The organism is Nocardia carnea NBRC 14403 (assembly GCF_000308515.1).
GTDB classification, from domain to species: Bacteria; Actinomycetota; Actinomycetes; order Mycobacteriales; family Mycobacteriaceae; genus Nocardia; species Nocardia carnea.
Map to the genome: position 1 here is coordinate 79,381 of NZ_BAFV01000072.1, position 24,494 is coordinate 103,874.

Genomic DNA, 24,494 nt, shown 5'->3' on the forward strand with positions numbered 1-24,494 from the left:
CGGCGACTGTGCGCCGGCTAACCTGCCGACCCCGCTCCCGCGGGCGAAGCGCAGTTCGGGCAGCAACGGCGCCGGTGCGGCGGTACCGGTGCACGACCGGTACCGACACCACTCGAGCAACAGAAAAGGTGGGAACAGTGGCAGCCAAGAGCAAGGGCGCACCCAACCTCTACGGATCGTTCGTCAACTCCGCGCCCGGCGGGTTCCTCGCGAACAAGCTGGGCCTGCCGAAGCCGGAGAAACTACGGCGCTACGCCGCCGGCGAACCCGCACTGCCCGGCCCGGTACTGCTGGGCGGTAAGGGCCGCGTGGCCGAACCGCTGCGCGCGCTGCTGGCCGGCGACTACACCTTCGCCGATGCACCGGCCGCCGGCACCAAGTACGGCGCGCTGGTCTTCGACGCCACCGGCATCGGCAGCATCGAGGATCTTTCGCAGCTCTACCAGTTCTTCCAGCCGGCCATGCGCAGTATCGCGCCGTCGGGCCGGGTGCTGGTCATCGGCACCACCCCGGAACTCGCCGGATCGGTCGAGGGCCAGATCGCCCAGCGGGCGCTGGAGGGCTTCACCCGTTCGGTCGGTAAGGAACTGCTGCGCGGCGCCACCTCGCAGCTGGTGTACCTGCACCCCGAAGCCTCCCCGGCGGCCACCGGGCTGGCCTCGACGCTGCGCTTCGTCCTTTCGGCCAAATCGGCGTTCGTGGACGCGCAGGTGATCCGGGTCGGCAAGGACGATTCGACCGCACCCGCCGATTGGGACCGCCCGCTCGACGGGAAGGTCGCCGTGGTCACCGGCGCGGCGCGCGGTATCGGCGCCACCATCGCCGAGGTCTTCGCCCGGGACGGCGCGACCGTGATCGTCGCCGATATCCCCGCCGCGGGCGAGGCGCTGGCGGAAACGGCGAACAAGGTCGGCGGTACCGCGCTGGCACTCGACGTGACCGCCGCGGACGCGGCCGAGCGGCTCGCCGAATTCGCCACCGAACGTTTCGGCGGTATCGACATCATCGTGCACAATGCCGGGATCACCCGCGACAAACTGCTCGCGAACATGGACGAGGGCCGCTGGAACGCGGTGCTGAACGTGAACCTCGCCGCCCCGCACCGAATCACCGAGGGACTGGTGTCCTCGGGCGCTCTGAAGGCGGGCGGCCGCGTGATCGACGTATCCTCCATCGCGGGTATCGCCGGAAATCGCGGGCAGACCAACTACGGCGCCTCCAAGGCCGGTGTCATCGGTATGGTGAACGCCGAGGCGCCCGCGCTGGCCGAGAAGAACATCACCATCAACGCCGTGGCGCCCGGATTCATCGAAACCGCCATGACCGCCGCGATCCCGCTGGCGACCCGTGAGGGCGGCCGGCTGATGGCCTCGCTCAACCAGGGTGGGCAGACCGTGGACGTCGCCGAAACCGTCGCCTTCTTCGCGAGCCCGGCGTCCAATGCGGTGAACGGCAATATCGTCCGCGTCTGCGGCCAGAGCATGATCGGCGCGTGATGACCGAGACCATCACCCTCGACGCACCCCCGAAGAACGGCAGTCTCTATGTGAAGGCTGCCCTGGGAGCGGTTCCGCTGCCGTTCGTATCCGGCCGGGCGCCGGCCATCCCGGACCGCGAGGTCCGGCTCGAGGGCCTGCGGGTGGATCCGGAACATCTGGCCGCGTACTGCCGCGCCACCGGGTTGCGGTTCGGCGACAAACTGCCGCTGACCTATCCGTTCGTCATCACCTTCCCGATGGTGATGAAAATGATCGTGCAACGCGATTTCCCGTTCGTCGCGGTGGGCGCCGTCCACGCGGAGAACCTGATCGAACGCACCCGCGATATCTCGGTCGGCGAACCGCTCGATATCACCGCGCATATCGAGAACCTGCGCGAACACCCCAAGGGTCTGCTGGTGGATGCGATCAGCGAGATCCGGGTCGGGCGGGAACTGGTGTGGCGGCAGGTGACCACCTTGCTGCATCAGCAGAAGACCTCGCTGTCGGGCGGCCCGAAACCCGAACCCAAACCGGAAGAGGTCCCACCGCCGCCGCTGCGGACCCTGAAGGTCGACCAGTCGACGATCACCCGCTACGCGAACGCGTCCGGCGACCAGAACCCCATCCATACCTCGGCATTGGGTGCCAAGGCGTTCGGTTTCCCGCGGGCAATCGCCCACGGGATGTGGTCGGCGGCGGCCATCCTGGCCACGCTGGAGGGCCGGATTCCCGGTGCGGTGTCCTACGCGGTGAAGTTCGGTAAACCGATTCTGCTGCCCTCGACCGTGAACGTGTACGCGGATCAGGTCGCCGACAGCTGGGAACTCGCCCTGCGGCATCCGAAAAAGGGCTACCCCCACCTCACCGCCACTCTGCACTGAACCGGCGCATCCCGGCGAACAGGCACAGAATCCCGCTCCCGTAGCCCCGGGAGCGGGATTCTGTCGTTCGGTCGATGAGAGGTACGCGATGCCGGCGGGCCCTGTCCAAGGACCTCGGCTGGTATCTGTCCCGGGGCGGGATCGCGTCGTTCCGGGTGATCGAAGTGCACACTGCCGTCGACACAGCTTCGTCCAGCTACCGAAAAAGCTCCCCGGACCACAGGTCCGGGGAGCTTTTCGTCGACTCTGTTCGGGCGACCGTTTCAGCCGAGGGTCAGAGATCCTTCGGCATCTTGATGGTCTCCGTCGGTGCGTCCGCACCACTGCTACGCGGCAGGGTGGTGGTCGGCGCATCCGAGCCGGCGGGAGCCGGAGCCGGGCCGCCGGGACGGCTACCCGAGGGGCCACCGGCACGGGCCGGGCGGCCGGAACCGCCGCCCATGACGCCGAGCAGGATGCCGGCGATCAGCGCGATGACGCCGAGGACACCGAGGACGATCGGCAGGATACGGCCGAACAGCGAGAGCTGGTCGATATTGTCCTTCGCGATCGCGAGCTGGGCTTCGACGGTATCGGTGTCGAACACCAGATGCGATTTGAGCGCGGGCACCTCGGGCTTGTCGGCGGAGCGCGCGTAGAAGATGTTGAGCTGCTCGCCGCCCTTGACGACGGTGCCGGTCTGCGGCTCGACCCACAGATCGCGGACGTTGCTGTAGAAGCGCGACATGGTGATCGGCTCATCGCCGCCCTCGAGGCCCCACTTCGCGGCCGGCAGGCTCAGCTTGTTGGTGGGCAGGTTGGAGACCTTGGACAGATCGGTCGGCGGGACGTTCTGCCGGAAGTGGTAGACCGTGGTGCCGTTGATCTCGGTCTCTTCCACGAACTCCATATCGGTGCTGGTCTCGGCATAGACGTCGAAGTACGGGTAGGTCTTCTTCTCGGTGCCGATCGGGAACCGGTACTGCAGGCCGGTGCGGTGGACCGGTTCGGCGATACTCTCGCCCTTGCTGTTGGTTGCCATCGCGATCGACCCGTTGGGATCGGTGGACACCGGCTCACCGGTCTTGCGATCGATGGTGACGCGGTCGACGTAGGCCGACAGCACACCGGTATCGCCCCGCTTGTCGATCCGGCGCAAGGTGTTACCGGCCTGGATCGTCATCTGATCGGCATCGGAGGGGTCTTCGATGGTGAGGAAACGCTGGGAGACGAGCGGAACGTTCTCGTTGACCTCGGCGCTGCGCCCTTCTTCGGTCAGCGAAGTCGAGTCCAGGACCAGGCTCTCCTGGTCCGGCTGGTTGACCGCGACGGTAGTGATCTCGAGATCGAGGGGAGTCTTCGCCATTTTGCCGATGGTGTAGGTAGGGATCATCAGCGCGGCAACGATCAGCAACGCGCCGAGACCCACGAGCACGCAGGCAACCGTCCTTCTGGTTCCGGCACTCAGTGCCATGCAATGTCTCCTCGTCGTAGAACACAGGTCGTTCCGCGGGTACAGCGGGGCGCCGCGGCACTCGTGAGCCCTGACACTAACAGCCACGGCGTTTCGTGGGCATTGGCGAGGCCGGAATCGGACCCAAATCGGCAGGAGTTTAGCGCGCATTGTGAAATACCGCCTTCCCCACGGCGCGGGCGGACGGGCAGACTGGGAGCCGATGACCACCACCCCGACCACCGAACCCGGAGCTCAGCCCGATATCGGCCACATCGGACCGGCCGCCGCCGACGGGGCACCGGCCGCTGTCATGGGGGCTTCCGGACCCGGGCCGACCACGGCGCCACCGGCCGCCGCCCAGCAGCGTTCCTTTCTCCCCGCGCTGGAGGGTATGCGCGGGCTGGCGGCCCTCGGGGTGCTGGTCACCCATGTGGCGTTCCAGACCGGCGCCACCGCGATACCCGTTCTCGGCCGGCTGCTGGAACGTTTCGATATGGCGGTCGCGGTGTTCTTCGCGCTGTCGGGCTTCCTGCTGTGGCGGCCGCACGCATCGGCGGCCCGCGGTCTCGGCAACGCCCCCACTCTCGGTTACTACCTGCGCCACCGGGTCGCCCGCATCGTGCCCGCCTATTGGATCGTGGTGTGTGCGGTGCTGATCCTGGTCCCGGCGGCCGCGGGCACTGCCGGCGTGCAGGTGTGGTTGTCCAACCTGCTGCTCCTGCAGGTTTTCATTCCGCTCACGCTGACCGATGGGCTCACCCAGATGTGGAGCCTGTCGGTGGAGGTGGCCTTTTATCTGGTGCTGCCGCTGCTGGCTTGGCTCCTGCACGGCCTGCGCGGACGCACGGCGGCCGCGCGGGTACCGGCCGTGCTGTTACTCGGTCTGGTGTTCCTGGGCTGGAACTTCATTCCGGTGCCGACCCCGGGCGGCATCCACGCCGACAACTGGCTACCCGCCTACATACCGTGGTTCGCCGGCGGCATGCTGCTGGCCGAACTGCTCTGCGACGAGCAGCGGGCGAGATGGCGGCGGATCCTCGGCAATCAGCGGCTGATGTGGGCGATCGCCGGCGTGACGTTCGCGCTCTCGGCCACCGACCTCGGCGGGGTCGCCGGGTTGACCCGGGCCGAACCGTGGCAGTACGCGGCCAAAATGGGTCTCGGCACGGTGATCGGTTTCGCGCTGCTCGCGCCGCTGGTCCTCGGCCCGGCGGATAAAAGCCGCCGCTGGCTCACCTCGGCCCCCGCGGCAACGGTCGGCCGCTGGTCCTACGGCATCTTCATCTGGCATCTGGCCGTGCTGTCGGTGATCTTCCCGGTTTTCGGGATCCTGCCCTTCCACGGCGACTTCGTGAAGGTCCTGGTGCTCACGGCGGCGTTCACGCTGCCGATCGCCGCGGCGAGTCACGCGCTGGTGGAGGAACCCTGCCGGCAGTGGGCCCGGCACTTCGACCGGCGGCGCTGAGTTCCGCCGGGTCAGCAGGAGCAGTCGCAGCACTCACAGCAGCAGCCGTCGCCACCGCCGCAACGACCGCAATCCCGGCAGCAGCCGGCACAGTCACAGCAGCTACCGCAATCACACCCCCGGGAAGCCCAGGACTTCCGCCGTTCACCATTGCAGGGATTGGTGTGGTCGGCGCAGCACGCGTAGCCGGTGCAGTACTGAGTGAGCAGCAACTGGATCGCCTCGCCGGCGCCGGGACGCCGAGGTGGCGCGGAAGCATCGTGTTCGAGAGAGTTACACGCTCCCGCGGTATCGCCGGCGGATGCGCCGACCGGAGTGGCGACGGCGGCTCCGAGGCGGCGCACGGCCGCGGCCAGCGGGTCCAGTAGCGCCCAGCGCAGTGCGGGCACTCTGGTCAGTCCCGCAGAGCGCAGCGATTCACGTAGTGCACGGTCCGATTCGCGGACCAGGTCGTAGGCCTCTGCGGGTGGGGTCGCGGTGGCGGCCAGCGGGTTGAACCGGTGCGCGGCGGCGTCGGCGGTGTAGTCGGTGAGGGCGTCGGTGAGATGGGCGATCCGGCCGAACTCCGCACCCGCCGCGCGCAGCGGCTCGGTATTGTCCGGGCGGCCGGCCAGTACAGCTGTATGAGCGAAGAATTCCGCGGCACAGCGCCGGCTGGCCACGGTCAGTTCGTCCAGGTCGAGGGTATCGAACGGGCCGGATGCGGCGGCGATCCGTTTCTCGGTACCCGCCTGCGCCTCGATCGCCGCGACCAGCGGCTCGATATCCAGGCCGATCCCCGCGGCATGCGCGTTTGCACCGGCCGACCAGCCGGTCGCGATGCGGCGCATCGGCCGGTGCAGCCGGACCCGGAGATCACCATCGACGATATGGTCACCCACCTTGGCCGAGCCCAGCAGCAGCGATGCCGTAGCGGCGAGCCGGACCGGGGCCGAAGTACCGACCGGTACCCGTGCCGTCCGCATTCCGCGTAGCGGACAAGGACCTGCGGTGCGCCGGGGTGCCGGGATTTCGGCCTGCGCTTCGGTCAGCAGACTCAGCACTATCGCATCGGTATTGGTGGCGGCCCGGGCGATCTGTCCACCACCGTCGCGCAGCCCCAGGCACAGACCACACATATGGGACTGCCAAAGACCTGGATCGATACCGTACTTCGCTGCGCCGTGCCGGCACGGCCGCAATAACCCGAACACCTCGCCCTCCCCGCGGACGTCGTCCTCCGCAACGACCGCTGACCCGAAATTACGGAGCGCCGGGATCGGCCGCAAGCCGCAGAAAACCACGGCCGCCGGGGAATTCGGACTAATCGCCCGATTCGGCGGCGGAATCGGGTTTACGGCCGGACAGACCGCGCCAGGCCAGTGCATCCAGTAGATCTACTGCCTCGGCCACATCGATCCCGCCGCCGGCGACCGTATCGGCGATCGCCTCCCCCGCGCCGATCACGGCGACCGCGACGATATCGAAGTTGGTACCGGGTTCGGCGTGCTTGGCGCTGGATTCCAGCAGTTTCGCGGTGAGTTCGATAACCCGCTGGCGGGCGTTCTCGATCTCCGAGGCGAAGGCCTGCTGACCGAGCGCCTGCCGGTAGAGGACCTGCCAGGAATTGCGGTGGGTATCGACGAAACCGAGGAACCCCTCGAGCGCGGTGCGCAATTGTTCGTGCGGGCTGAGCAGCGGGTTACCGGCCGGGGCGACCGACTCCAGGAACCGCATACCCTCGCGCTGGATGCAGGCACGGAACAATTCGTCCTTGGAGCCGTAGTAGAGGTACAGCATCGGTTTGGAGATCTCGGCCTCGGCGGCGATGGCGTCCATGGAGGTTTCGTGGAAGCCTTTGCGCGAGAAGACTTCGACAGCGGCATCGAGCATCTGCTGCTCGCGCACCGCTCTCGGAAGTCTTTTCGTACCGCCCGCCATTACGTCTCCTACCGCATCGAACCCTTTATATTACTCCAAAGTAAGTTGACCGGGCCCGGAAACCACCCCGGCGGCGCAGGTGCGCCGCTCGCGGATCGGAGACGGTCCCGGAATTCCGGGCGAAGGTCAGCACTGTACTCGGATAGCGGTCACCGGCGACGCGTACACCGGACAGCGGCGCGGACCGCGCGACCCTCCCCCGGAAATCAGCAGGCGCGCGGGATCTGCTTGTAATCGGCCATCCGCAACACCGACTCGTCCACCCGGTCCATGGGCAGCCGGCCCGCGGCAACCGCCTCCTCCAGGTGGTCCAGCACCTGTCCCACGGCATCGGTGCTGATCCACAGGGCGTTGTCGGCACCGGCCACCAGGGTGGCCTCGACCGCCTCCGGGATGGACATGCGGTCGGTGATCGCCGCCATACCGCTGAGGTCGTCGGTGAAGATCACGCCGTCGAACGGGGCCGCGCCGTAACCGGAACCTTCCCGCAGCAGGCTCATGACCTCCGGGCTGATACTGGCGGGCACACCGGGAGTGGTCAGACCGGGAACATCCAGATGCCCGACCATCACCGCCGAATCGCTGTCGATCAGCTCCCGGAACGGCACCAGATCACGGGCCACCAGCTGCTCCAGCGGCGCCACCTCGACCGCGCCCAGATGCGAATCGCCGGTACCGGCGCCGTGGCCGGGGAAATGCTTGAGCACCGTACCCAGACCCACCTCATGCATGGCCCGGATATAGGCATCGGCGTATTCGGTGACCACAGCCGGATCGTCGGAGAAGGAGCGGTCGCCGATCACCGAATCGTCGGGCTGCGAACTCACATCGATATCGGGCGCGAAATCGACGGTGATCCCCAGGTCACGCATGGCGCGGGCGCGGTCGAGGGTGGCGTTGTAGAACTGATCGGGCGTCATCGTCTCCGCGGTCTCCCGGGCCGACGGCGCGGTACCGATCAGGCTCGCCAGCCGCGATACCCGGCCACCCTCCTCGTCGGTGGTGACCATCAGCGGCACCTTCGCTGCGGCCCGTACCTGTTCGAGTTCACCGCTGGTCAAGATCGACAGATCGGTCCAGCTACCGACGAAGATCCCGCCGACCTGATGGTCGCGCACCACCGACAACGCGTCCTCGGTACCGGTGACCCCGACGGTGAGCAGCTGCGCCAATTTCTCCCGGGTGGTGAACTGACCGAGGTACTCGGCGGCACAATCCTCCGGGGTCGTGGTGGGTGCGGGCGCGGCACTCGTCCCGCCCTCCGGGGAGCGCTCCCCCGGCGTGGGCGTTCCGGTGCCGCCACCGTCGCCGCCGGCACAGGCGGTCAGGATCATCGCGAGCACCGCGAGCAGGACGAACGGCAACTTCCGCATCGTTGAACGGTATCCCGCGCGCCACGTAGGTAAAAGCTCGGCTCGGTTTCGGGACAGCGGTAATCTGGAATCATCTGCTCGCCGGCTCCGCCTCGGAGGTCGCCATGCCCTGCGATCTGATGCTCATCGCCTACGACGGGTCCGAACACGCCAAACGCGCGATCGAATACGCCGGGCGCTTCCTCACCGCGAACAGGGCGGTGGTGCTCACCGCCTGGGAGCCGATGGTCCGGCAGGCCGCCCGTATATCGGGAATATCCGGGATGGTGCAGCCGGAATGGGTGCCCGATGAGGAAATGGAAGATATCGCCTATACGACGGCCCGCGAGATCAATGCCGAAGGTGTGCACCTCGCGGGGCTGGCGGGATTGAACGCCGAGGCCCGCACCCAGGAATCCACCGGCAGTATCTGGCATGCGATCGTCGAGGTCGCCGACGAACTCGATGTCGATATCGTCGTCGCCGGCACCCGCGGCGCCACCGGGCTGCGCGCCCTGGTGCACAGCAGTGTGGCGGACGCGGTGCTCAAGCACTGTCATCGACCGGTCTTCCTGGTGCCACCGGTGCCGCAGGTGCGCACGTTGGGCAACGGGCACAGCCGGCGCACCGAAACCTGACGATCCAAAGCCCACCGGTTCACCGCTGCACGAGATCGGGACCTCGGTGTGGTCACGAGGTCGGACCCCGTCGAGGGGGTTACGGTCGGACCATGACCGGGTTCCTGCTGGCACGACCCGACAGCGTGGTCCGCGCGGAAGGTGTGCGCACCGCGTTCCCCGATCCGTGGCAGGCGGTCGACGCCCTGCACGGTGGTACCGCGGCGATCACCGGCGCGCTCCCGTTCGACCCGCGCCGCCCGGCCGCGCTGGTCGAGCCCGAGAAGTTCGCGCATATCGCGGGCCCGTGGCGACCGGCTGCGCTGCCGGAACTCCCCCGCATACGCGTGGTGAGCGAGCAGCCCTCCCCGGACGAGCATCGCGAACGGGTCGCGCGGCTGGTCGGCATCCTCGCCGATCCGGAACAGCCGCTGCGCAAAGTGGTGGCCGCGCGGTCGGTGCCGGCCGCGGCGGATACCGCGCTCGACCCGCAGACCCTCGCCGCCTATCTACTCACCAGGCATCCGCGCGCGAATGTTTTCACGGTCGACCTCACCCCTGCCGGAGACACCGGCGCGACCCTGGTGGGTGCGAGCCCGGAGACGCTGGTCCAGCGCGCCGGGTCGTCGGTCACCGTGTATCCGCTGGCCGGAACGCTGCCGCGGCTGTCCGATCCCGGAGCGGACAACGCCCAGGCGCAGCGGCTGGCGGCCAGTACGAAGAACCGGTCCGAGCACGCGTTCGTCGTCGACTGGATCACCGAACGGCTCACCCCGGTCTGCGCCCGGCTCACCGTGCCGCCACGCGCGCAACTGGTCAGCACGCGCGATGTATGGCATCTGGGTACCCCGATCCACGGTGTGCTGCGGGATCCGGCGCCCAGTGCCCTGGAACTCGCGCTGCTCCTGCATCCGACGCCGGCGGTCTGCGGCACTCCCACCGCCCAAGCGCTCGAATACATCACCACTCACGAGGAGGACCGCGGATTCTACGGCGGTGCGGTCGGTTGGTGCGATTCGCGCGGTGACGGGTGCTGGGTGGTCGCGATCCGCAGTGCGCGACTATCGGCCGACAGGCTTTCCCTGCGAGCCTGGGCGGGCGGCGGAATCGTCGCGGCCTCGGATCCACAGGCCGAACTCGACGAGACGACGAGCAAACTGCACACTCTGCTCGGCGCGCTGAACATTCCGCAGGCGCGCGGGTGAGGGCGCGGATCGCACGGTGGCAGGTTCTCCCCGGCGGAACAGGCCTGGCAGTCACCACCGGCCGCGGGCACCCAGTAGGGTGAATCGCCGGACTGTACGTTTCCGGACCGGCGCGTTACTGCTAGGTTGGCCCGGATACTGCCTGCATCTAGTTTGGAGTGCTGCGATGAAGTTTGCTGTCCCCGGTGTTGCGAGTGCGGTGGGCGGTGCCCTGCTGGGCGCGATCGCGGTCTTCGCCATCACCGCCGCAGTACAGCAGAACACCCGCCCCGAAGTGGACCGCAGCGGTAACGCGGACAGTTCGCTGCTCAACAGCGTCGAATACGGCAAGCGCTGACACCCCTACCGTCCCCGCCACGTCCCCGCCCGGTACTCGCGGCGGGGACGCCGAACGCCTGACCCACGGTGCCCGAGCAGTCCGAAACCGCAGCCTCGCCGCGCGCGGAAACCGGTAGCGCGCCGGAAGCCGCCGACCGGCTGGGACCGCGCTGGTTCGCCGGATCGGCCGTTATCGCCTTCCTGCTCACCTTCCTGCAGGCCCCCGGGCTCACCGTCGCCGACACCAAATACGACCTGGCCGAAAATCCACTCGGCTTCCTGGGCCGAGCCGCGCATATGTGGAGCAGCCAGGCCCCGATGGGGCAGGTCCAGAACCAGGCCTACGGCTACTTCTTCCCGCACGGCGCGTTCTTCGCGCTGGGTGATCTCCTCTCGATTCCCGCCTGGGTAACCCAGCGGATCTGGTGGGCGCTGCTGCTGCTCGCCGGGTTCTGGGGTGTTGTCAAGCTCTGCGAAACGCTCGGTATCGGCGGGCGCGGAGCGCGGATCATCGCCGCCGCCACGTACGCGCTGTCCCCGCGGGTGCTCACCACCCTCGGATCCATCTCCTCCGAAACCCTGCCGATGATGCTGGCGCCGTGGGTACTGCTCGCACCCGCGGCCCTCGGTACGGCCTACCGGCGGCGCCGGCACGGCGGAGCGCGGTCTCCGGCAGGAAGTGCGCTGGCCCTGGCGCTGATGGGTGCGGTGAACGCGGTCGCGACGGTGGCGGCCTTCCTGCCCGCGCTGCTGTGGTGGGCCGGTTACCGGCCCAACCGGGCCTGGTGGCGGTTCACCCTGGCCTGGGTACCGCTGCTGGTGCTCGCGGTCGCGTGGTGGGCGGTGCCGCTACTGCTGCTCGGCCGGGTGAGCCCGCCGTTCCTCGACTACATCGAATCGTCCGGGGTCACCACACAGTGGGCGTCGCTGGGGGAAGTGCTGCGCGGCACCGACAGCTGGACCCCGTTCGTCTCACCGGAGCGGATTGCGGGCGCGGTACTGGTCACCCAGCCCGCCGCGGTTCTGGCCACCGGCCTGCTCGCCGCCGCGGGGATGGCGGGCCTGGCGATGCGCTCGATGCCCGGGCGCGGGCGGCTGGTGCTCATCCTGTGTGTGGGTCTCACCGGTATCTGCGCGGGTTATGTGGGCCAGCTCGGCGGGCCGTTCGCCGAATCCGTCCGCATCTTCCTCGATTCCGGCGGCGCACCGCTGCGGAACGTACACAAACTGGAGCCGCTGATCCGGCTGCCGCTGGTGCTGGGTCTCGCGCAACTGCTGGCCCGGGTGCCGCTACCCGGTTCGGTGCGCACCGGGCAGTGGCGCACTGCGTTCGCCAACCCGCACCGCGACCGCCGGGTCGCGGTGGCGATGCTGATCCTGGCCGCGCTCGCACTGTCCACCTCGTTGGCCTGGACCGGCAAACTCGCGCCACGTGGTGCCTACGACGAGGTGCCCGGCTACTGGCAGCAGACCGCCGACTGGTTACGCGACAACGCCGCCGACACCCGGGCACTGGTGGTGCCGGGCGCGCCTTTCGGCAGTCAGGTTTGGGGCCTGACCAGGGACGAACCTCTGCAGGCGCTGGCCGAGACCCCCTGGGCGGTGCGGGACGCGGTCCCGTTGAATCCTCCGGGAACCATCCGCGCCATGGATTCGGTGCAGCGCCTCATCGCCGACGGCCGGCCCTCGGACGGCCTGGCGCCCGCGCTGCGCGGACAGGGCATCGGGATACTGGTGCTGCGCAACGATTTGGATCCGGATACCTCGCGGTCCACCCGGCCGCTGCTGGCGCACAGCGCGGTGGAGGGCTCGCCGGGGCTGCGTAAGGTCGCGGAATTCGGTGAGCCGATCGAACACGGGTCCGGTAACGAAGAATTCGTGGTCGACGCCGATCTGCGGCCGGAGTACCCGGCGGTGGAGATCTATCGCGTCGAAACTCCGGCGCCGGGCACCCCCGCCGAGGTACGCAGCGGTACCGGCGCGCCCGCCGAATTCCCCGGGGCGTACACCGTTCCACTGGCCTCGGTCCCGAGGGTGCAGGGCGCGCCGGAAGTCCTGGAGCGACTCCACCGCGATCCCGCGACCTCGCACGAACCGACCCTGCTCGCCGCCGACGCCGCCGCCGCGGGCCTGCCGGCGGGCCCGGTTACCGTGACCGATACCCCGATGGACCGGGAAACCGATTTCGGGAAGGTCGATAACCACAACTCGGCGGTGCGCGCCCCCGGCGACGCCCGTCGCACGCACAACCTCGTACCGGATTACGCGGTCCCGGGTGCCGAACCGGTTCGCGGCGACTGGACCGGGGCCACCGTCACCGCATCCAGTTCGGCCGCCGATGCCACCCAGATCGGTGGCGCCGCGCCGGGTAATTCGACCGCGGCGATCGTCGACGGCGACCCCACTACCGCCTGGATCAGTAACGCGGGGGAATACGCTGTCGGCCAATGGTTGCGGCTCGATATGGACGAACCGTTCAATTCCGGGCTGCTGCGTTTCACCAGCACTCCCGCCGCCATCGGCGACCCGGTGAAATGGGTGGAGGTGCGCACCGACAACGGCAGTGTCTCCGCCCGGATCGGCAAACCCGGGGAGCCGGTTTCGGTGCCGTTGCCGGTGGGTTCGACGGACTGGGTGAAGATCACGGCGCGCTCGACCGAACGCGGCAGTACGGGTGGTCAGTTCGGGATCAGCGAACTGGCGGTCGAGGACTACTCGGTACCCGAACTTCCGGTCCCGGTCGACATCCGGCACCGCACAGTACTTCCGGAACCACCGCCGGACACCACGGTGACCGGCTGGGACCTCGGGCAGGAATTCCCCGGCCGCAGCGCCTGTTTCGACGCGCCCGACCGTGTTCGCTGCGGAAAGGGACTGGCGCTGGCCCCGGAGGAGATGGGCGCATTCAGCCGCACCCTTTCGGTGCCCGCGCCGGTGACGGTCGATCCCCGGCTCACGGTCCGGCCACGGCAGGGCCCCGCGCTGGAAGCGCTGCTGACGGATCCCGCGCGACCGGTGGCGCGGGGTGCCTCCGATGTCGGCGATCTCCGCGGATCCGCCTTCGCCGCCACCGACGGCGATCCGCGCACCAGCTGGACGGCTCCCGAAGAGACCGCCCGCGATACCCGCGGCCCGAAACCGACGCTGACCGTCGAACTCCCCGAACCCACCCTGGTGACCGGGCTCGAACTGACCCCCTCGCTCGGCGGGCTGCCCGCCGCCCCGACCTCCGTGGCGGTGAACCTCGGCAACGGGCCGCAGGTCCGCGAACTCGACGACCCGGACGAGATTTCCCGGATCGACCTGCACCCCACGGTGACCGATCGGATCGAACTGAGTATCCGCAGCTGGGAATCGGTTCTGGACCGGACAGCTCTGGGCTACCACCAGGCCCAGCCCGCCGGGCTGGCCGAGGTGAACGTCCTGGGCCCGCAGTATCCGCCACCCGCACCGGACGACCGGATCGTCACCGTCGGCTGCGAAGCCGGGCCGACCGTCGCAGTCGGTGGCCGTCTGGTGCACACCAGTATCACCGCCACCGCCGGGGAATTACGTTCCGGCGCACCGATTCCCGCACAGACCTGTCCGGACCCCGCCGCTCCGCCGGTACTGGGGGCAGATCCCGGTGCGGCCCAGCCGGTTTCACTTCCGGCGGGTGAGGTCGATGTACTGGTCGCGCCGACCGAACTGTTCTTCGTCGACCGATTGCGCCTGTCCGGCACGCCGCCCGCACCGCCCGTCGCCGACAGTGGTACCCAGCTGCTCACACTTCCGCTCAGCACGAATATCGGCTGGCGGGCCCACACCGCCGACGGGCAGGAACTCGACCCCATCGTGGTGAACGGCTGGCAGCAGGGGTGGCTGCTACCCGCGGGCACCGCCGGACCGGTGACGGTGTCGTTCCCGATCGACACCTGGTACCGGGTTGCGATCTTCGGTGGCCTGTTGCTGCTGATACCGCTGCTCACCCTTGCCGTTCCGCGCGGACCCCGCGGCGATCCGGCGATCCCGGTACCGGTGTGGCGCACACCGTGGACAGTCGGCGCACTGGCACTGACGGCCGCGACCACGGTGATCGCCGGACCCGCCGCCACCGTGCTCACGGTCGCGGGTCTGGCGGTACTGCGGTTCGTACCGCGGCTGCCGCGACGGGCCCTGGCGGCCGTCGCCGGAATCGGTACCGCGGTATCGGCCGCCGCCCTGTCGACCGGGCCTTGGCGGATGCCGGGCGGCTATATGGGTGATTCGCTGTGGGTGCAGGTGCCTGCACTGATCGCGGTGATCGCGGTAGGCCTGGCTGCGCTGCCGCCGATTACGCGGCGGTCACGGCCGGACGCTGCGCCGCCGCCCGAATGACCAGCAGCGCCACCAGCGCGGTGGTCGCGCCGGCGACGAGCGCGGCGGTCACGATGAGACCGGTGACGGAATTCGCCACGACCAGCATCAACACCACCTCGAGTACCAATCCCACCCAGGCCAGCGTGGCCGATGCGGTCCGGTTCACCGCAATCGCCGAGAGCAGCGCGCCCTGCAGAACGGCCAGGATCGCGCCGTGCAGCGCGAACAACCACAGCAATCCCTGGATCGGGGCGTAGTCGTGACCGGCCAGCAACGGCGCCAGCGGAGCCGCCACCGCCGCACCGAACACCGCGATCACCCCGATACCGGCGAGCACCGCGAGCGCCGAACGTATCGCCGAACCGGACGACGCGGGCTGCGCCATCCGCGGATACAACACCACACCCACTGCCTGCGGTAGCCAGAACGCGATCTTGGTAGCAATGGTGCCCAGCGCGTACCGGCTGGCATCGGGTTCCTCGAGCACCATCCGGACCACGATCAGATCGGCCGACGACAACGCCATCAACGCCGCCTGCACCTGCGCCGCCCGCAGCACCGCGGCCACATCGGCCAATCCCGGTTTCGCGGCGTCGCCGGACCCGGCCGATTCGGGTGTCGACCCGCCGGGGCCTGCCTGCTTCGGCCGTACGCCGCCCGGTGGGCCGGTCAGCTCGGAGTCCACGCCCCGCGAAGTCCCCGGAAACGCGGAATCGCCGGGCACTTCCGCTCCACGTCCCGCACCGTGGTTTCCGGGCGCGTCCACGTGTGCCGCACCGGCGACAATCCGCCCGTACCCGGCCGCCGCGGCAACACCACCGGCCGCTGCCCACAACGCTGCCGTGGCACCGCCGCCCACGGCCAGTACCACCAGCGCCGGAACAACCTTCGCGATACCGGTCACCCCCAGCACCATCGCCAATCCGCGGAACCGTTTCTGTCCCTGCAGCACCCCCTGCTCACCCGCCAGAACCACCAGGGCAGGCGCCGAACCGAGCGCGGCCGCGGCCGCCGCGACCCCCACGTCCAACAGCACACTCACTACCGGAACCAGCACCACCGCCGCGGCCGCCACGAGGACCGCACACCGCCAGCGCAGCGCGCGCAGCGCCGCGATATCGGATCCGTGCACGAGTTCGCGGGCCACTACATTCTGCAAGGCCAGCGCCGGAACCGCGCACAGCAGCTGGACGGCGAGCAGGCTGGCGAATTCGCTGTACCCGGCCACACCGAGCCAGCGCCCGGCCAGCAACTGGAGCAGATAACTCGCGATATTCGCGGTCATCGCACCCGCCGTGACCAGGGTCATGTCCGCCACGGCGGGAAGACGGCGAACGAACTGCACGCGGGCAAGTCTCCCACCCGCGGCGCCGAGTGGACCGGTCCGCCCCGCCCGGATCCGCGAACGTAGGGTGACTGGCCGTGGGTGCACAACGAGCGGGCCGGTGGACACGGTGGCTCCCGGCCGGGTACAGCCTGCTGCTCACCCTCCTGATCACGGCGCCGCTGCTACGGTCGGGCTACCTTCTGCTCCGCGATGCCGTGAGCACCCCCCGCTCCTACCTCACCGATACCGCACTCGGCCTGGGCGACGCAGCTCCCCGGGCCGTACCGCAGGACGCCCTGCTCGCCACTCTTTCGGTACTCGCCGACGGCGGCGTGGTGGTCAAGGTGATCCTGGTGGCCGCGCTCTGGGCCGCCGGCTACGGCGCCGCCCTCCTGGCCCGCGACCTGCTGCGTGCCCCGGTCGCCGCGCAACTGGTCGCCACCACGCTCACGGTCTGGAACCCCTACGTCGCCGAACGCCTGTTGCAGGGGCATTGGAGCCTGCTCACCGGCTACGCGGCACTGCCCTGGATCGCTCTGGCAGCCCTCCGGGTCCGCAGCGGGACAAGCGCCGGGTCCGGCTCCGCGCTTCCGCCGGACACCACCCCTCATTCCGGTGATCGGGTCGGACCCGATGCGGGACCGGATTCGGGCAATGGACGCGGGCGACCACCGGCAATCGGGTTCCCGGTGCTTCGGCGAACGGCCGCGGACCTGACCGGAACCCGCTTGCGGTCCTACAACTTCCGGAACTGGGCCGTGCTCGTCGGCCTCCTCGCCGCGGCAGGGCTCACTCCGACCGGCGCGCTACTCGGCGCAATCGTCGCCGTGGCGATCGCCGGTGGGCGGCGGTTGGCCGGTGTACTCGTGCTGGTCGCGGCGGCCTGCCTGCCGTGGCTGCTGGCGACCGCTGTTTCCGGGGTCGCAGCCGAACCTTCGGACCCGGCGGGTGTACCCGCCTTCGCCGCCCGCGCGGAGCCATGGCTGGGCACCGTGGGCAGTCTCGCCGGGCTGGGTGGGATCTGGAACGCAGACGCCGTCCCCGATTCCCGCACCACACCGCTGGCCGCGATCGCGACGATCCTGCTGCTGACCGTCGTCGCATTCGGAATCCGCAGGGTGACGGCCGCGGACGGCGACCCCGAACGCACCCGCGCCCGCCGCATCCTGCTCGTCCTCGCCGCGGCGGCGGTCGCGCTACCGGCCCTCGCCGCGACCCCGGCCGGGCTGGTTGTCATGGAGTGGCTGGTCGTGCACATCCCCGGCGCCGGTCTGCTCCGCGATACACAGAAGTTCGTCGCCCTCGCCGTCCCCGGATACGCACTGTGCGCCGCGGCCGCCTGCGCGATTGCGACCGGCCGCCGGTCCACCGATGACACCGCTATGCGACGCGAGGATTCCCCCCACGTACCCGGTTCCGCCGGCCGGACGCCCGGAATCACCCTCGACCAGCTTCCCGGCGCCGCGTCCGGCGGAACACGCCGTGAGGTCGGCGACGACTCCCATGGACCGGCCCCGCACGGCACACCGGCCGCTACCTCCACCGAACCACCGGCGTCCACTCCCGGCGGTGTAACCGGCTCCAGTACCAGCGAAACAACCGGTTCTCATTCCGGCGACGACGCCACCGGCGACTCCGGCGGCGCAGAAGGTCGCACGGGCGGCGACGCAGCCGGTTTACACGCCGAGCACGCAGTAGATACCGGCGACGACCGTGCAATCGCACCCGGCGCGGCCGGCGAGCCGGAAGCCGGCGCGATGGCTTCCGGCCCGGCCCGGGACACACAGACCGCGGGCTTCCCCGCCGCCGGGCCTATGCGCGCATCGGTTGCCTCGGCCGTGCTCTTCATCGGGATGCTTCTCCTGCCGCTACCCGACCTGGGCTGGGGTGTGGGCGGACAGATGCGTGCCGTCCAGTACCCGGACTCCTGGGCCGAGGTGGCCGAACGTATCGACGGTCCCGGTGATATCGCGGTTCTCCCCGGCGGTATGTTCCGGCGCTTCCCCTACTCCGGTACGGCACCGGTCCTCGATCCGGCCCCGCGAATGCTGCCGCGCGATGTCCTGCAAACCGGTGCACTGCCGGTCCGCGGCGAGACCGTGACCGGGGAGGGCACGCGCGCGCAGACCGTGGAAGACCTATTGCTCACCGGCGGCGAGGCGGCCGAACTCGCACGACTGGGTGTCGGCTGGGTCCTCGTCGAGCGTGATTCACCGGGTCCGCTGGGCGAATCCGCGACCACCCTCGCCCAGCTGAACCGGGTTTTCGACAGCGATGAATTGCGTCTCTACCAGGTCCCGGACGTGGCACCCCGGCCCACACTCGACCACCGCACGCTGCTGATCGGCGCACATATCCTGTGGGCGCTACTCCTGGTGACACCGCTGCTCGCGACGCTGCTCCCACATATCCGGTGCCGCCGACCGCTCGACCGAGACCACGTCCGGCCTCGAAACGAGTGATTCCGAATGCCTATCGGTGCGTAGACCGGCGGCACCCTGGACGCTGAACGACCGGTAGACGAGTACCCGGTTGACCGGCTCGCCCAGGCAGTCGCAGCCTCAGGCACCGACCTCGGTGATCTGCGCCGCGCGCTCGTCCCCCGGAAAAATCAGTCCGCTGATCCGCCGGCCTGTGGCTGCGGCGGCCAGTACTTCGTGCACGCCCGCGGCCGTATGTTCCCAGGAGAATTCCCGGGCCCGGGAACGGGCTTTCTCGCCCATGATGGTGCGGGCGGCCGCATCGTCGAGCAGTTCGCCGACGATGGTCGCCAGCTGGTCCGCGTCGTCGGCCAGCAGTCCGGTCACCCCGTCGATGACCGAATCGGTGAGGCCCCGGGAGGAGCGATAGCCCACGGTGGGTACCCCGTGCTGTGCGGCTTCGATCACTGCCAGTCCCCAGCCTTCTTTCCGGGATGGCAGCACATGCACCCAGGCCCGGGACAGCAGTTCGTGTTTACGGCCTTCGCCGACATGTCCGTGGAAGGTCACCGCGTCGGCGATGCCGAGGGCCGCGGCCTGCTCCTTCAGCTTGTCCGCCCACCAGCCGCCGCCGATCACATCGAGGTGCAGGGCGGGGATCCGGGTGCGCAGACGCGCGACGGCGGTGAGCGCGTCCTCGATCTGTTTATGCGGTACCAGTCGCGACAGCACCACCACCCGAGGTTCGGGCGTGCGCACCGCCGCGGTTCCGGTGGCGACCTCGGCGGGAACGGGTTCGGCACCGTTGCGGACGACCGCGATCCGGGACCGGTCCACGCCCAGCGTCGCCAGTTCCTCGGCGGAGGGCAGCGAAACCGTCAGGTACTGGTCGTGGCGATGGATCCGCGGTGACAGCGACGATTCGATCCACCAGCCGATCCGCCCCACCAGCTTGCCGGCGACCGGCCATTGTTCCCGGTGCCCGTGATGCACCAGCACCACCGACGGCGCGCCGGTAACCAGCCGGGCGAAGAACGGGATGCCGTTCTGCGTATCGATCACCGCGTCCGGCCGCACATCTTTCAGCGGGCCCAGGCCGAGCCGCCCGAACAGGATCGCTGCCAGCGCCCGGGGGTATACGGTGAACCGGCCCCCACCCCGGCTGATATCGATACCGTCGAGCCGCTCACGTTTCGCCGCCCCGGGATAGCGGGCCGTCCGCAGGGTCACCCGCACGCCGCGGGCGGCCAGATGGGCGCCGACCTGCTCCAGGTACCGCTCACTGCCGCCGCCCTGCGGATGCCCGGTATCACGCCAGCAGAGTAGGAGTACTTCGCGCACGTCGGGGCTTCTCCGGTTGGTTCGGGTCCCGCGAACGGGACTCTGTCGCAGTGGTCCCGCGGACGGGACTGTCCAATCGTCCCGCGGACGGGACAGGCATCGCGCTACACCCTAGCGCGCAGTTCTCCCCGGCAGGTCGCCCCACCTGCATGTCTCATGCTTTTGCCAATGTCGGGGCGCCGGACCGGGCGCAGCGCAGTGGAATCGTTATCGGAGGTCCCGGCCGCGCAACGCCGGAGATACTGTGGGCTGTCACAATATGCGAGACTCGGCATCGTGCTCGACGCCGAGGAGTCCTCCATGGTCCGGATACCGCCCGCTGCGGCGGACCCCGCCCCCGCAGCCGCGGATGTTCCCGGCCCCCGGGCGGCGGAAGGAGTCGCACCGCGGCAGTCACGGAAACGGTTCCGTTTCGCCCGGCGCGCCACCCTGGGCCGTTCGGTACGGCTGCTGCGGAGTTTCCGATTCGAGCAAACAGACCCGGCCCGCTTCTACGGCGGTATCGCGACCGACAGCGTGCATCTGCTCGGTGATTATTACGCCGATCTCACGGGCCGTGATCTCTCCGGAACCACCGTGCTGGACGTCGGCGGTGGTCCCGGTTACTTCGCCGACGAATTCGCCCGGGCCGGCGCCCGGTACATCCCGGTCGAGCCAGACCCCTCCGAGATGCATGCCGCGGGTATCGCGGTTCCGGCGGCGGTGCGCGGCTCCGGAATGGCGCTACCGTTTCGCGACGATGCCGTCGATATCTGTTTCTCGTCGAATGTCGCCGAACATATCCCGGATCCGTGGCGGATGGCCGACGAAATGGTGCGGGTGACCAAACCCGGCGGGATCGTCGTGCTCTCCTACACCGTGTGGCTCGGGCCGTTCGGTGGTCACGAAACCGGGCCCTGGCATTACTTCGGTGGCGAGTACGCCGCGCGCCGGTACCGGCGGAAGAACGGACAGGAGCCGAAGAACCGTTTCGGGGTGTCGCTGTTCGCGGTACCCGCACGCGACGGTGTGCGCTGGTCCGAGCGCACGTCCGCGACCGTGCATGCGGTATTCCCGCGCTATCACCCACGCTGGGCCTGGTGGCTGGTCCGGATACCCGGACTGCGGGAGCTACTCGTCAGCAATCTGGTGGTGGTCGCCGAAAAGCCGGGCGGGCCACCGCGGCGCGACTAGAGCGCGAGTTGCGGGCGACGCCGGCCGATCCGGTCGCGCCAGCCGTTGCGGACCACGGGTTCGGCCCGGGTCCAGGGTGATTCCTGGATGGCAAGCCCGACGGTTTCGAGTGTCGTGAGGCCGACCTGATCGGCCAACCCTCCGACCACCGCCACCGCTTCGGCCGCTTGTATGGCGGCCATCGCCTGTTCGGTGGTCAGGGTCCGTCCCGGTAGGAACGAGACGACCCAGCCGCCGCTGCCAACGCTTTTCGCTTGATGGTCGGTCTGGTCGCTGGTCATCAACGCCCGGCCGATCACTTGCACCGCCATGAACGCACTCCCGATTGTGGGTCTTCGGTTCGATGAATGGAGCGAGCTGATACCTGGCTAACATCATGCGTGATCCAGCAACAAATCGCAATAGTGCGTTCGATGAAATACGAACCGAGAGGGAAGAATTCGGCGCCGAGCCGGCCGACGGCCGGCGGACATCGCCGGGAAAAGGCACGGACCAGCCCCGGAAGCCGTACGAGTCCGACTGCCGCGCAGCACAAACCCTGCCACAGTCGAGTAACCGACAACCGGGAATACGTGAAATAACCCCTATGACAGAACATCCCGAACGTTTTCGGGAAACCCCTGGCGGGCAAACTATTCGGTAACCAGCAACGCCCGCAGAATCTGGCCACCATCCGGCGACCCGTCGGCCGCGTCGACCACTTCCACCTGCCACCCCGCCGGCAGCGCCGACTGCAACCGGCCGGCGGCTCGATGCAGTGGAGTGCTCACCGGAACATCATCACTGGACTGCGGGGACAGCTGCCCTTCGGCCATTTCCAACCACCTCTCGCGGAGTGATCGGCTCGGCCATGGATCGTGCGACAGGCGGGCCGATCAGGAGCGGGACAGTCCGGCAATCAGCTTTGCGTGAGCATGGGATTCGATACCCACCCAGAATAAGGCAAAACCGGCGGTAATTTCGGAGCCGCTCCGCGGCTCGAGAGAGGGGCCCTGATGGGCCCGGTTCCTCACTCCTCCGCTCCTCCGCTTCGCTCCCCCGCTCCAGAACCGGGCGGGCCCCCCGGGGAAGGTGAACCATCCGGAGAGGTGGGATACGCGGCGAGCTGCAGTGGGCCGGCGGCTCGGGTCGGTCGGTGCGGCGGCGGGTGGTATGGAGACGGATCGTCTACCCCGAGAGTGAGGGCGACAGCACCGAGGGTGGGCGCCGCCATCTCACAGCGCTCACCCTCGGGCCTCCGATCACTGAATACGCTGTTTCAGCGCCTCGAATTCATCACGCACGCCGGAAGGCAGCTTGTCACCGACGAATTCGAACCACTCTTCGATGAGCGGGATCTCCGCCCGCCACTCGTCGGCATCCACCGCCAGCGCCGCATCCACATCGGCCGGGTCCACGTCCAGACCCGCCAGATCCATCTGGGCGGCCGTCGGCACATTGCCGATCGGGGTGCTCTCGGCCGCGGCCGTACCCTCGATCCGGCCGATAACCCATTCCAGGACACGCGAGTTCTCGCCGAAGCCCGGCCACAGGAACCGGCCGTCGTCGCCGCGGCGGAACCAGTTCACGTAGAAGATCTTCGGCAGTTTTGCGGCGTCGGCGTTCTTACCGACATTGATCCAGTGCGCCATGTAGTCGCCGACGTGGTAACCCATGAACGGCAGCATGGCCATCGGGTCGCGGCGCACGGTGCCGACCTTGCCTTCGGCGGCTGCGGTCTGCTCCGAGGACAGGGTGGCGCCCATGAACACGCCGTGCTGCCAGTCGAAGGATTCGGTGACCAGCGGGACAGTGGTCTTGCGACGCCCGCCGAACAGGATCGCCGAAATCGGCACCCCCTGCGGATCGTCCCATTCGGCGGCCAGCGTCGGGCACTGCGACATCGGGGTGCAGTACCGCGAGTTGGGATGCGCGGCCAGCGTTTCGGTTTCCCGCAGGTACCAGTCGTTGCCCTTCCAGTCGATCAGGTGATCGGGCTCGCCTTCGAGGCCTTCCCACCACACATCGTTGTCGTCGGTGTGGGCGACGTTGGTGTAGACGGTGTTACCGGCTTCCAGCGTCTCGATCGCGTTCGGGTTGGAGGAGCGGTTGGTGCCCGGGGCGACACCGAAGAAACCGAACTCCGGGTTCACCGCGTACAGCCGGCCGTCCTTGCCGAACCGCATCCAGGCGATATCGTCGCCCAGGGTTTCGGCGCGCCAGCCCGGGACCGTCGGCTGGATCATCGCGAGGTTGGTCTTACCGCAGGCGCTCGGGAACGCGGCGGCCACGTAGTACGCCTTGTCCTCGGGCGAGATCAGCTTGAGGATGAGCATATGTTCGGCCAGCCAGCCCTCGTCGTGGGCCATGGCCGAGGCGATACGCAGCGAGTAGCACTTCTTGCCGAGCAGCGCGTTACCGCCGTAGCCGGAGCCGTAGCTCCAGATCTCGCGGTCCTCGGGGAAGTGGGTGATGTATTTGGTGTCGTTGCACGGCCACGGGACATCGGCCTGGCCCTCGGCCAGCGGCGCGCCCACCGAATGCAGTGCCTTCACGAACGGCCGATCCGTGCCCAGCAGATCGAGCGCAGCCCGGCCCATACGTGTCATCACCCGCATGGAGACCACCACATATTCCGAATCGGTGAGTTCGACACCCAGCTTGGGGTCCTCGGCACCGAGCGGGCCCATGCAGAACGGCACCACGTACATGGTGCGGCCCTTCATCGAGCCGCGGTACAGCTCGGTCATGGTGGCGCGCATCTCGGTGGGGTCGACCCAGTTGTTGGTCGGACCGGCATCCGATTCGGATTCGGAACAGATGTAGGTGCGCGATTCGACCCGGGCCACGTCCGAGGGGTCGGATAACGCGAGGAACGAGTTCGGCTTCTTCTTCTCGTCCAGCTTCTTGAAGGTGCCCGCCTCGACGAGCTGGGCGGTGAGCCGGTCCCATTCGGCGTCGGAACCGTCCGCCCACACGACTCGCTCCGGCTGAGTCAGTTCGGCGACCTCCTGAACCCAGGCGAGCAGTTCGCTGTGTTCGGTCGGCGCGGTGCCGTCGGATCCACGAAGACCGGGAATGGTCGCTGAGGTCATGAAAACTCTCCTGAAATGGGCGGCAACAGCTGCATCCGCCCTGGCCCTCGGGCCCGTGACCAGCGCGAAAACACCTAGCGCCACCATTGGCGGGTGAGGCGCCCGCTACGTCCCGCTGTACCCACCACCGGGTCTCCGGGGGTGTGT

18 protein-coding genes are annotated in these 24,494 nt (G+C 68.8%); 9 read left to right on the forward strand and 9 right to left on the reverse strand.

All coding sequences use genetic code 11. The features are described from left to right. Positions 1–137 precede the first annotated feature (137 nt). Both ON22_RS25605 and ON22_RS25610 read left to right on the forward strand, forming a co-directional pair. On the forward strand, positions 138–1,496 hold the full coding sequence (locus ON22_RS25605) for a 3-oxoacyl-ACP reductase (protein WP_033246496.1): 1,359 nt from the start codon (positions 138–140) through the stop codon (positions 1,494–1,496). Beyond that, the gene (locus ON22_RS25610) at positions 1,496–2,362 is read left to right on the forward strand and encodes a MaoC family dehydratase (protein WP_033246497.1); all 867 of its coding nucleotides are present in this window, start codon (positions 1,496–1,498) and stop codon (positions 2,360–2,362) included. Before ON22_RS25605 ends, ON22_RS25610 begins: the two co-directional genes overlap by 1 nt. A gap of 274 nt (positions 2,363–2,636) precedes the next feature. Here the strand turns inward: ON22_RS25610 and pgfA are convergent, their stop codons facing one another. After that, positions 2,637–3,815: a cell envelope lipid trafficking protein PgfA gene (pgfA, locus tag ON22_RS25615; RefSeq protein WP_033246498.1), complete on the reverse strand. Its 1,179-nt coding sequence runs from the start codon at positions 3,813–3,815 to the stop codon at positions 2,637–2,639. Between the two features lie 292 nt (positions 3,816–4,107). Between pgfA and ON22_RS25620 the strand changes: the two genes are divergently transcribed. Then, positions 4,108–5,262: an acyltransferase family protein gene (locus ON22_RS25620; protein ID WP_033246697.1), complete on the forward strand. Its 1,155-nt coding sequence runs from the start codon at positions 4,108–4,110 to the stop codon at positions 5,260–5,262. Between the two features lie 11 nt (positions 5,263–5,273). On the opposite strand, the gene ON22_RS25625 is transcribed toward ON22_RS25620, so the two are convergent. The 3 genes from ON22_RS25625 to ON22_RS25635 form a co-directional block, all read right to left on the reverse strand. Beyond that, complete coding sequence (locus ON22_RS25625; RefSeq protein WP_033246698.1) at positions 5,274–6,455, reverse strand: DUF5685 family protein; 1,182 nt, start codon at positions 6,453–6,455, stop codon at positions 5,274–5,276. A gap of 109 nt (positions 6,456–6,564) precedes the next feature. Beyond that, complete coding sequence (locus tag ON22_RS25630) at positions 6,565–7,182, reverse strand: TetR/AcrR family transcriptional regulator (RefSeq protein WP_033246499.1); 618 nt, start codon at positions 7,180–7,182, stop codon at positions 6,565–6,567. Between the two features lie 206 nt (positions 7,183–7,388). After that, entirely contained in the window at positions 7,389–8,555 is a 1,167-nt protein-coding gene (locus tag ON22_RS25635) for a glycoside hydrolase family 3 N-terminal domain-containing protein (protein ID WP_033246500.1), read from the reverse strand. 104 nt (positions 8,556–8,659) lie between these two features. Between ON22_RS25635 and ON22_RS25640 the strand changes: the two genes are divergently transcribed. The 4 genes from ON22_RS25640 (at position 8,660) to ON22_RS25650 (ending at position 15,030) form a co-directional block, all read left to right on the forward strand. After that, a complete protein-coding gene (locus ON22_RS25640; protein WP_051158073.1) occupies positions 8,660–9,172 on the forward strand; it encodes a universal stress protein in 513 nt (170 codons plus the stop codon). A gap of 92 nt (positions 9,173–9,264) precedes the next feature. Further along, entirely contained in the window at positions 9,265–10,356 is a 1,092-nt protein-coding gene (locus ON22_RS25645) for an isochorismate synthase (RefSeq protein WP_033246501.1), read from the forward strand. Between the two features lie 166 nt (positions 10,357–10,522). Beyond that, positions 10,523–10,693: a DUF2613 domain-containing protein gene (locus ON22_RS35980; protein ID WP_081595835.1), complete on the forward strand. Its 171-nt coding sequence runs from the start codon at positions 10,523–10,525 to the stop codon at positions 10,691–10,693. A gap of 68 nt (positions 10,694–10,761) precedes the next feature. Beyond that, positions 10,762–15,030 carry an alpha-(1->3)-arabinofuranosyltransferase gene (locus ON22_RS25650; protein ID WP_081595836.1) on the forward strand — a complete coding sequence of 1,423 codons (4,269 nt, stop codon included), beginning with the start codon at positions 10,762–10,764 and terminating at the stop codon, positions 15,028–15,030. Here the strand turns inward: ON22_RS25650 and ON22_RS25655 are convergent. Further along, on the reverse strand, positions 14,987–16,357 hold the full coding sequence (locus ON22_RS25655) for a hypothetical protein (protein WP_033246502.1): 1,371 nt from the start codon (positions 16,355–16,357) through the stop codon (positions 14,987–14,989). The two genes, ON22_RS25650 and ON22_RS25655, sit on opposite strands and share 44 nt — an antisense overlap. 77 nt (positions 16,358–16,434) lie before the next feature. Here ON22_RS25655 and ON22_RS38150 point away from each other — a divergent pair, with 77 nt between their 5' ends. Beyond that, positions 16,435–18,801, forward strand: a complete 2,367-nt coding sequence (locus ON22_RS38150) for an MmpA family trehalose lipid delivery protein (RefSeq protein WP_063820658.1) — start codon at positions 16,435–16,437, stop codon at positions 18,799–18,801. Positions 18,802–18,900: 99 nt separating this feature from the next. Here the strand turns inward: ON22_RS38150 and ON22_RS25665 are convergent, their stop codons facing one another. Next, on the reverse strand, positions 18,901–20,100 hold the full coding sequence (locus ON22_RS25665) for a glycosyltransferase family 4 protein (RefSeq protein ID WP_033246503.1): 1,200 nt from the start codon (positions 20,098–20,100) through the stop codon (positions 18,901–18,903). 276 nt (positions 20,101–20,376) lie between these two features. Here ON22_RS25665 and ON22_RS25670 point away from each other — a divergent pair, with 276 nt between their 5' ends. Continuing rightward, entirely contained in the window at positions 20,377–21,273 is an 897-nt protein-coding gene (locus ON22_RS25670) for a class I SAM-dependent methyltransferase (RefSeq protein ID WP_231508733.1), read from the forward strand. Here ON22_RS25670 and ON22_RS25675 read toward each other — a convergent pair. The 3 genes from ON22_RS25675 to ON22_RS25685 all read right to left on the reverse strand — a co-directional run bounded on the left by ON22_RS25675 (position 21,270) and on the right by ON22_RS25685 (position 24,347). Continuing rightward, the gene (locus tag ON22_RS25675) at positions 21,270–21,584 is read right to left on the reverse strand and encodes a hypothetical protein (protein WP_051158074.1); all 315 of its coding nucleotides are present in this window, start codon (positions 21,582–21,584) and stop codon (positions 21,270–21,272) included. The two genes, ON22_RS25670 and ON22_RS25675, sit on opposite strands and share 4 nt — an antisense overlap. 321 nt (positions 21,585–21,905) lie before the next feature. Then, complete coding sequence (locus ON22_RS25680) at positions 21,906–22,088, reverse strand: hypothetical protein (protein ID WP_033246504.1); 183 nt, start codon at positions 22,086–22,088, stop codon at positions 21,906–21,908. 426 nt (positions 22,089–22,514) lie between these two features. Further along, positions 22,515–24,347, reverse strand: coding sequence for a phosphoenolpyruvate carboxykinase (GTP) (locus ON22_RS25685; protein WP_033246505.1), 1,833 nt, complete (start codon positions 24,345–24,347; stop codon positions 22,515–22,517). Between the last annotated feature and the right edge of the window lie 147 nt (positions 24,348–24,494).

What these genes read in the sequence shown, in the direction of transcription:
- ON22_RS25610 (WP_033246497.1), top strand. Translation starts at nt 1,496, where the DNA reads ATGACCGAGACCATCACCCTCGACGCACCCCCGAAGAACGGCAGTCTC.
- pgfA (WP_033246498.1), bottom strand. Translation starts at nt 3,815, where the DNA reads ATGGCACTGAGTGCCGGAACCAGAAGGACGGTTGCCTGCGTGCTCGTG.
- ON22_RS25620 (WP_033246697.1), top strand. Translation starts at nt 4,108, where the DNA reads ATGGGGGCTTCCGGACCCGGGCCGACCACGGCGCCACCGGCCGCCGCC.
- ON22_RS25630 (WP_033246499.1), bottom strand. Translation starts at nt 7,182, where the DNA reads ATGGCGGGCGGTACGAAAAGACTTCCGAGAGCGGTGCGCGAGCAGCAG.
- ON22_RS25635 (WP_033246500.1), bottom strand. Translation starts at nt 8,555, where the DNA reads ATGCGGAAGTTGCCGTTCGTCCTGCTCGCGGTGCTCGCGATGATCCTG.
- ON22_RS25640 (WP_051158073.1), top strand. Translation starts at nt 8,660, where the DNA reads ATGCCCTGCGATCTGATGCTCATCGCCTACGACGGGTCCGAACACGCC.
- ON22_RS25645 (WP_033246501.1), top strand. Translation starts at nt 9,265, where the DNA reads ATGACCGGGTTCCTGCTGGCACGACCCGACAGCGTGGTCCGCGCGGAA.
- ON22_RS35980 (WP_081595835.1), top strand. Translation starts at nt 10,523, where the DNA reads ATGAAGTTTGCTGTCCCCGGTGTTGCGAGTGCGGTGGGCGGTGCCCTG.
- ON22_RS25675 (WP_051158074.1), bottom strand. Translation starts at nt 21,584, where the DNA reads ATGGCGGTGCAAGTGATCGGCCGGGCGTTGATGACCAGCGACCAGACC.
- ON22_RS25680 (WP_033246504.1), bottom strand. Translation starts at nt 22,088, where the DNA reads ATGGCCGAAGGGCAGCTGTCCCCGCAGTCCAGTGATGATGTTCCGGTG.
- ON22_RS25685 (WP_033246505.1), bottom strand. Translation starts at nt 24,347, where the DNA reads ATGACCTCAGCGACCATTCCCGGTCTTCGTGGATCCGACGGCACCGCG.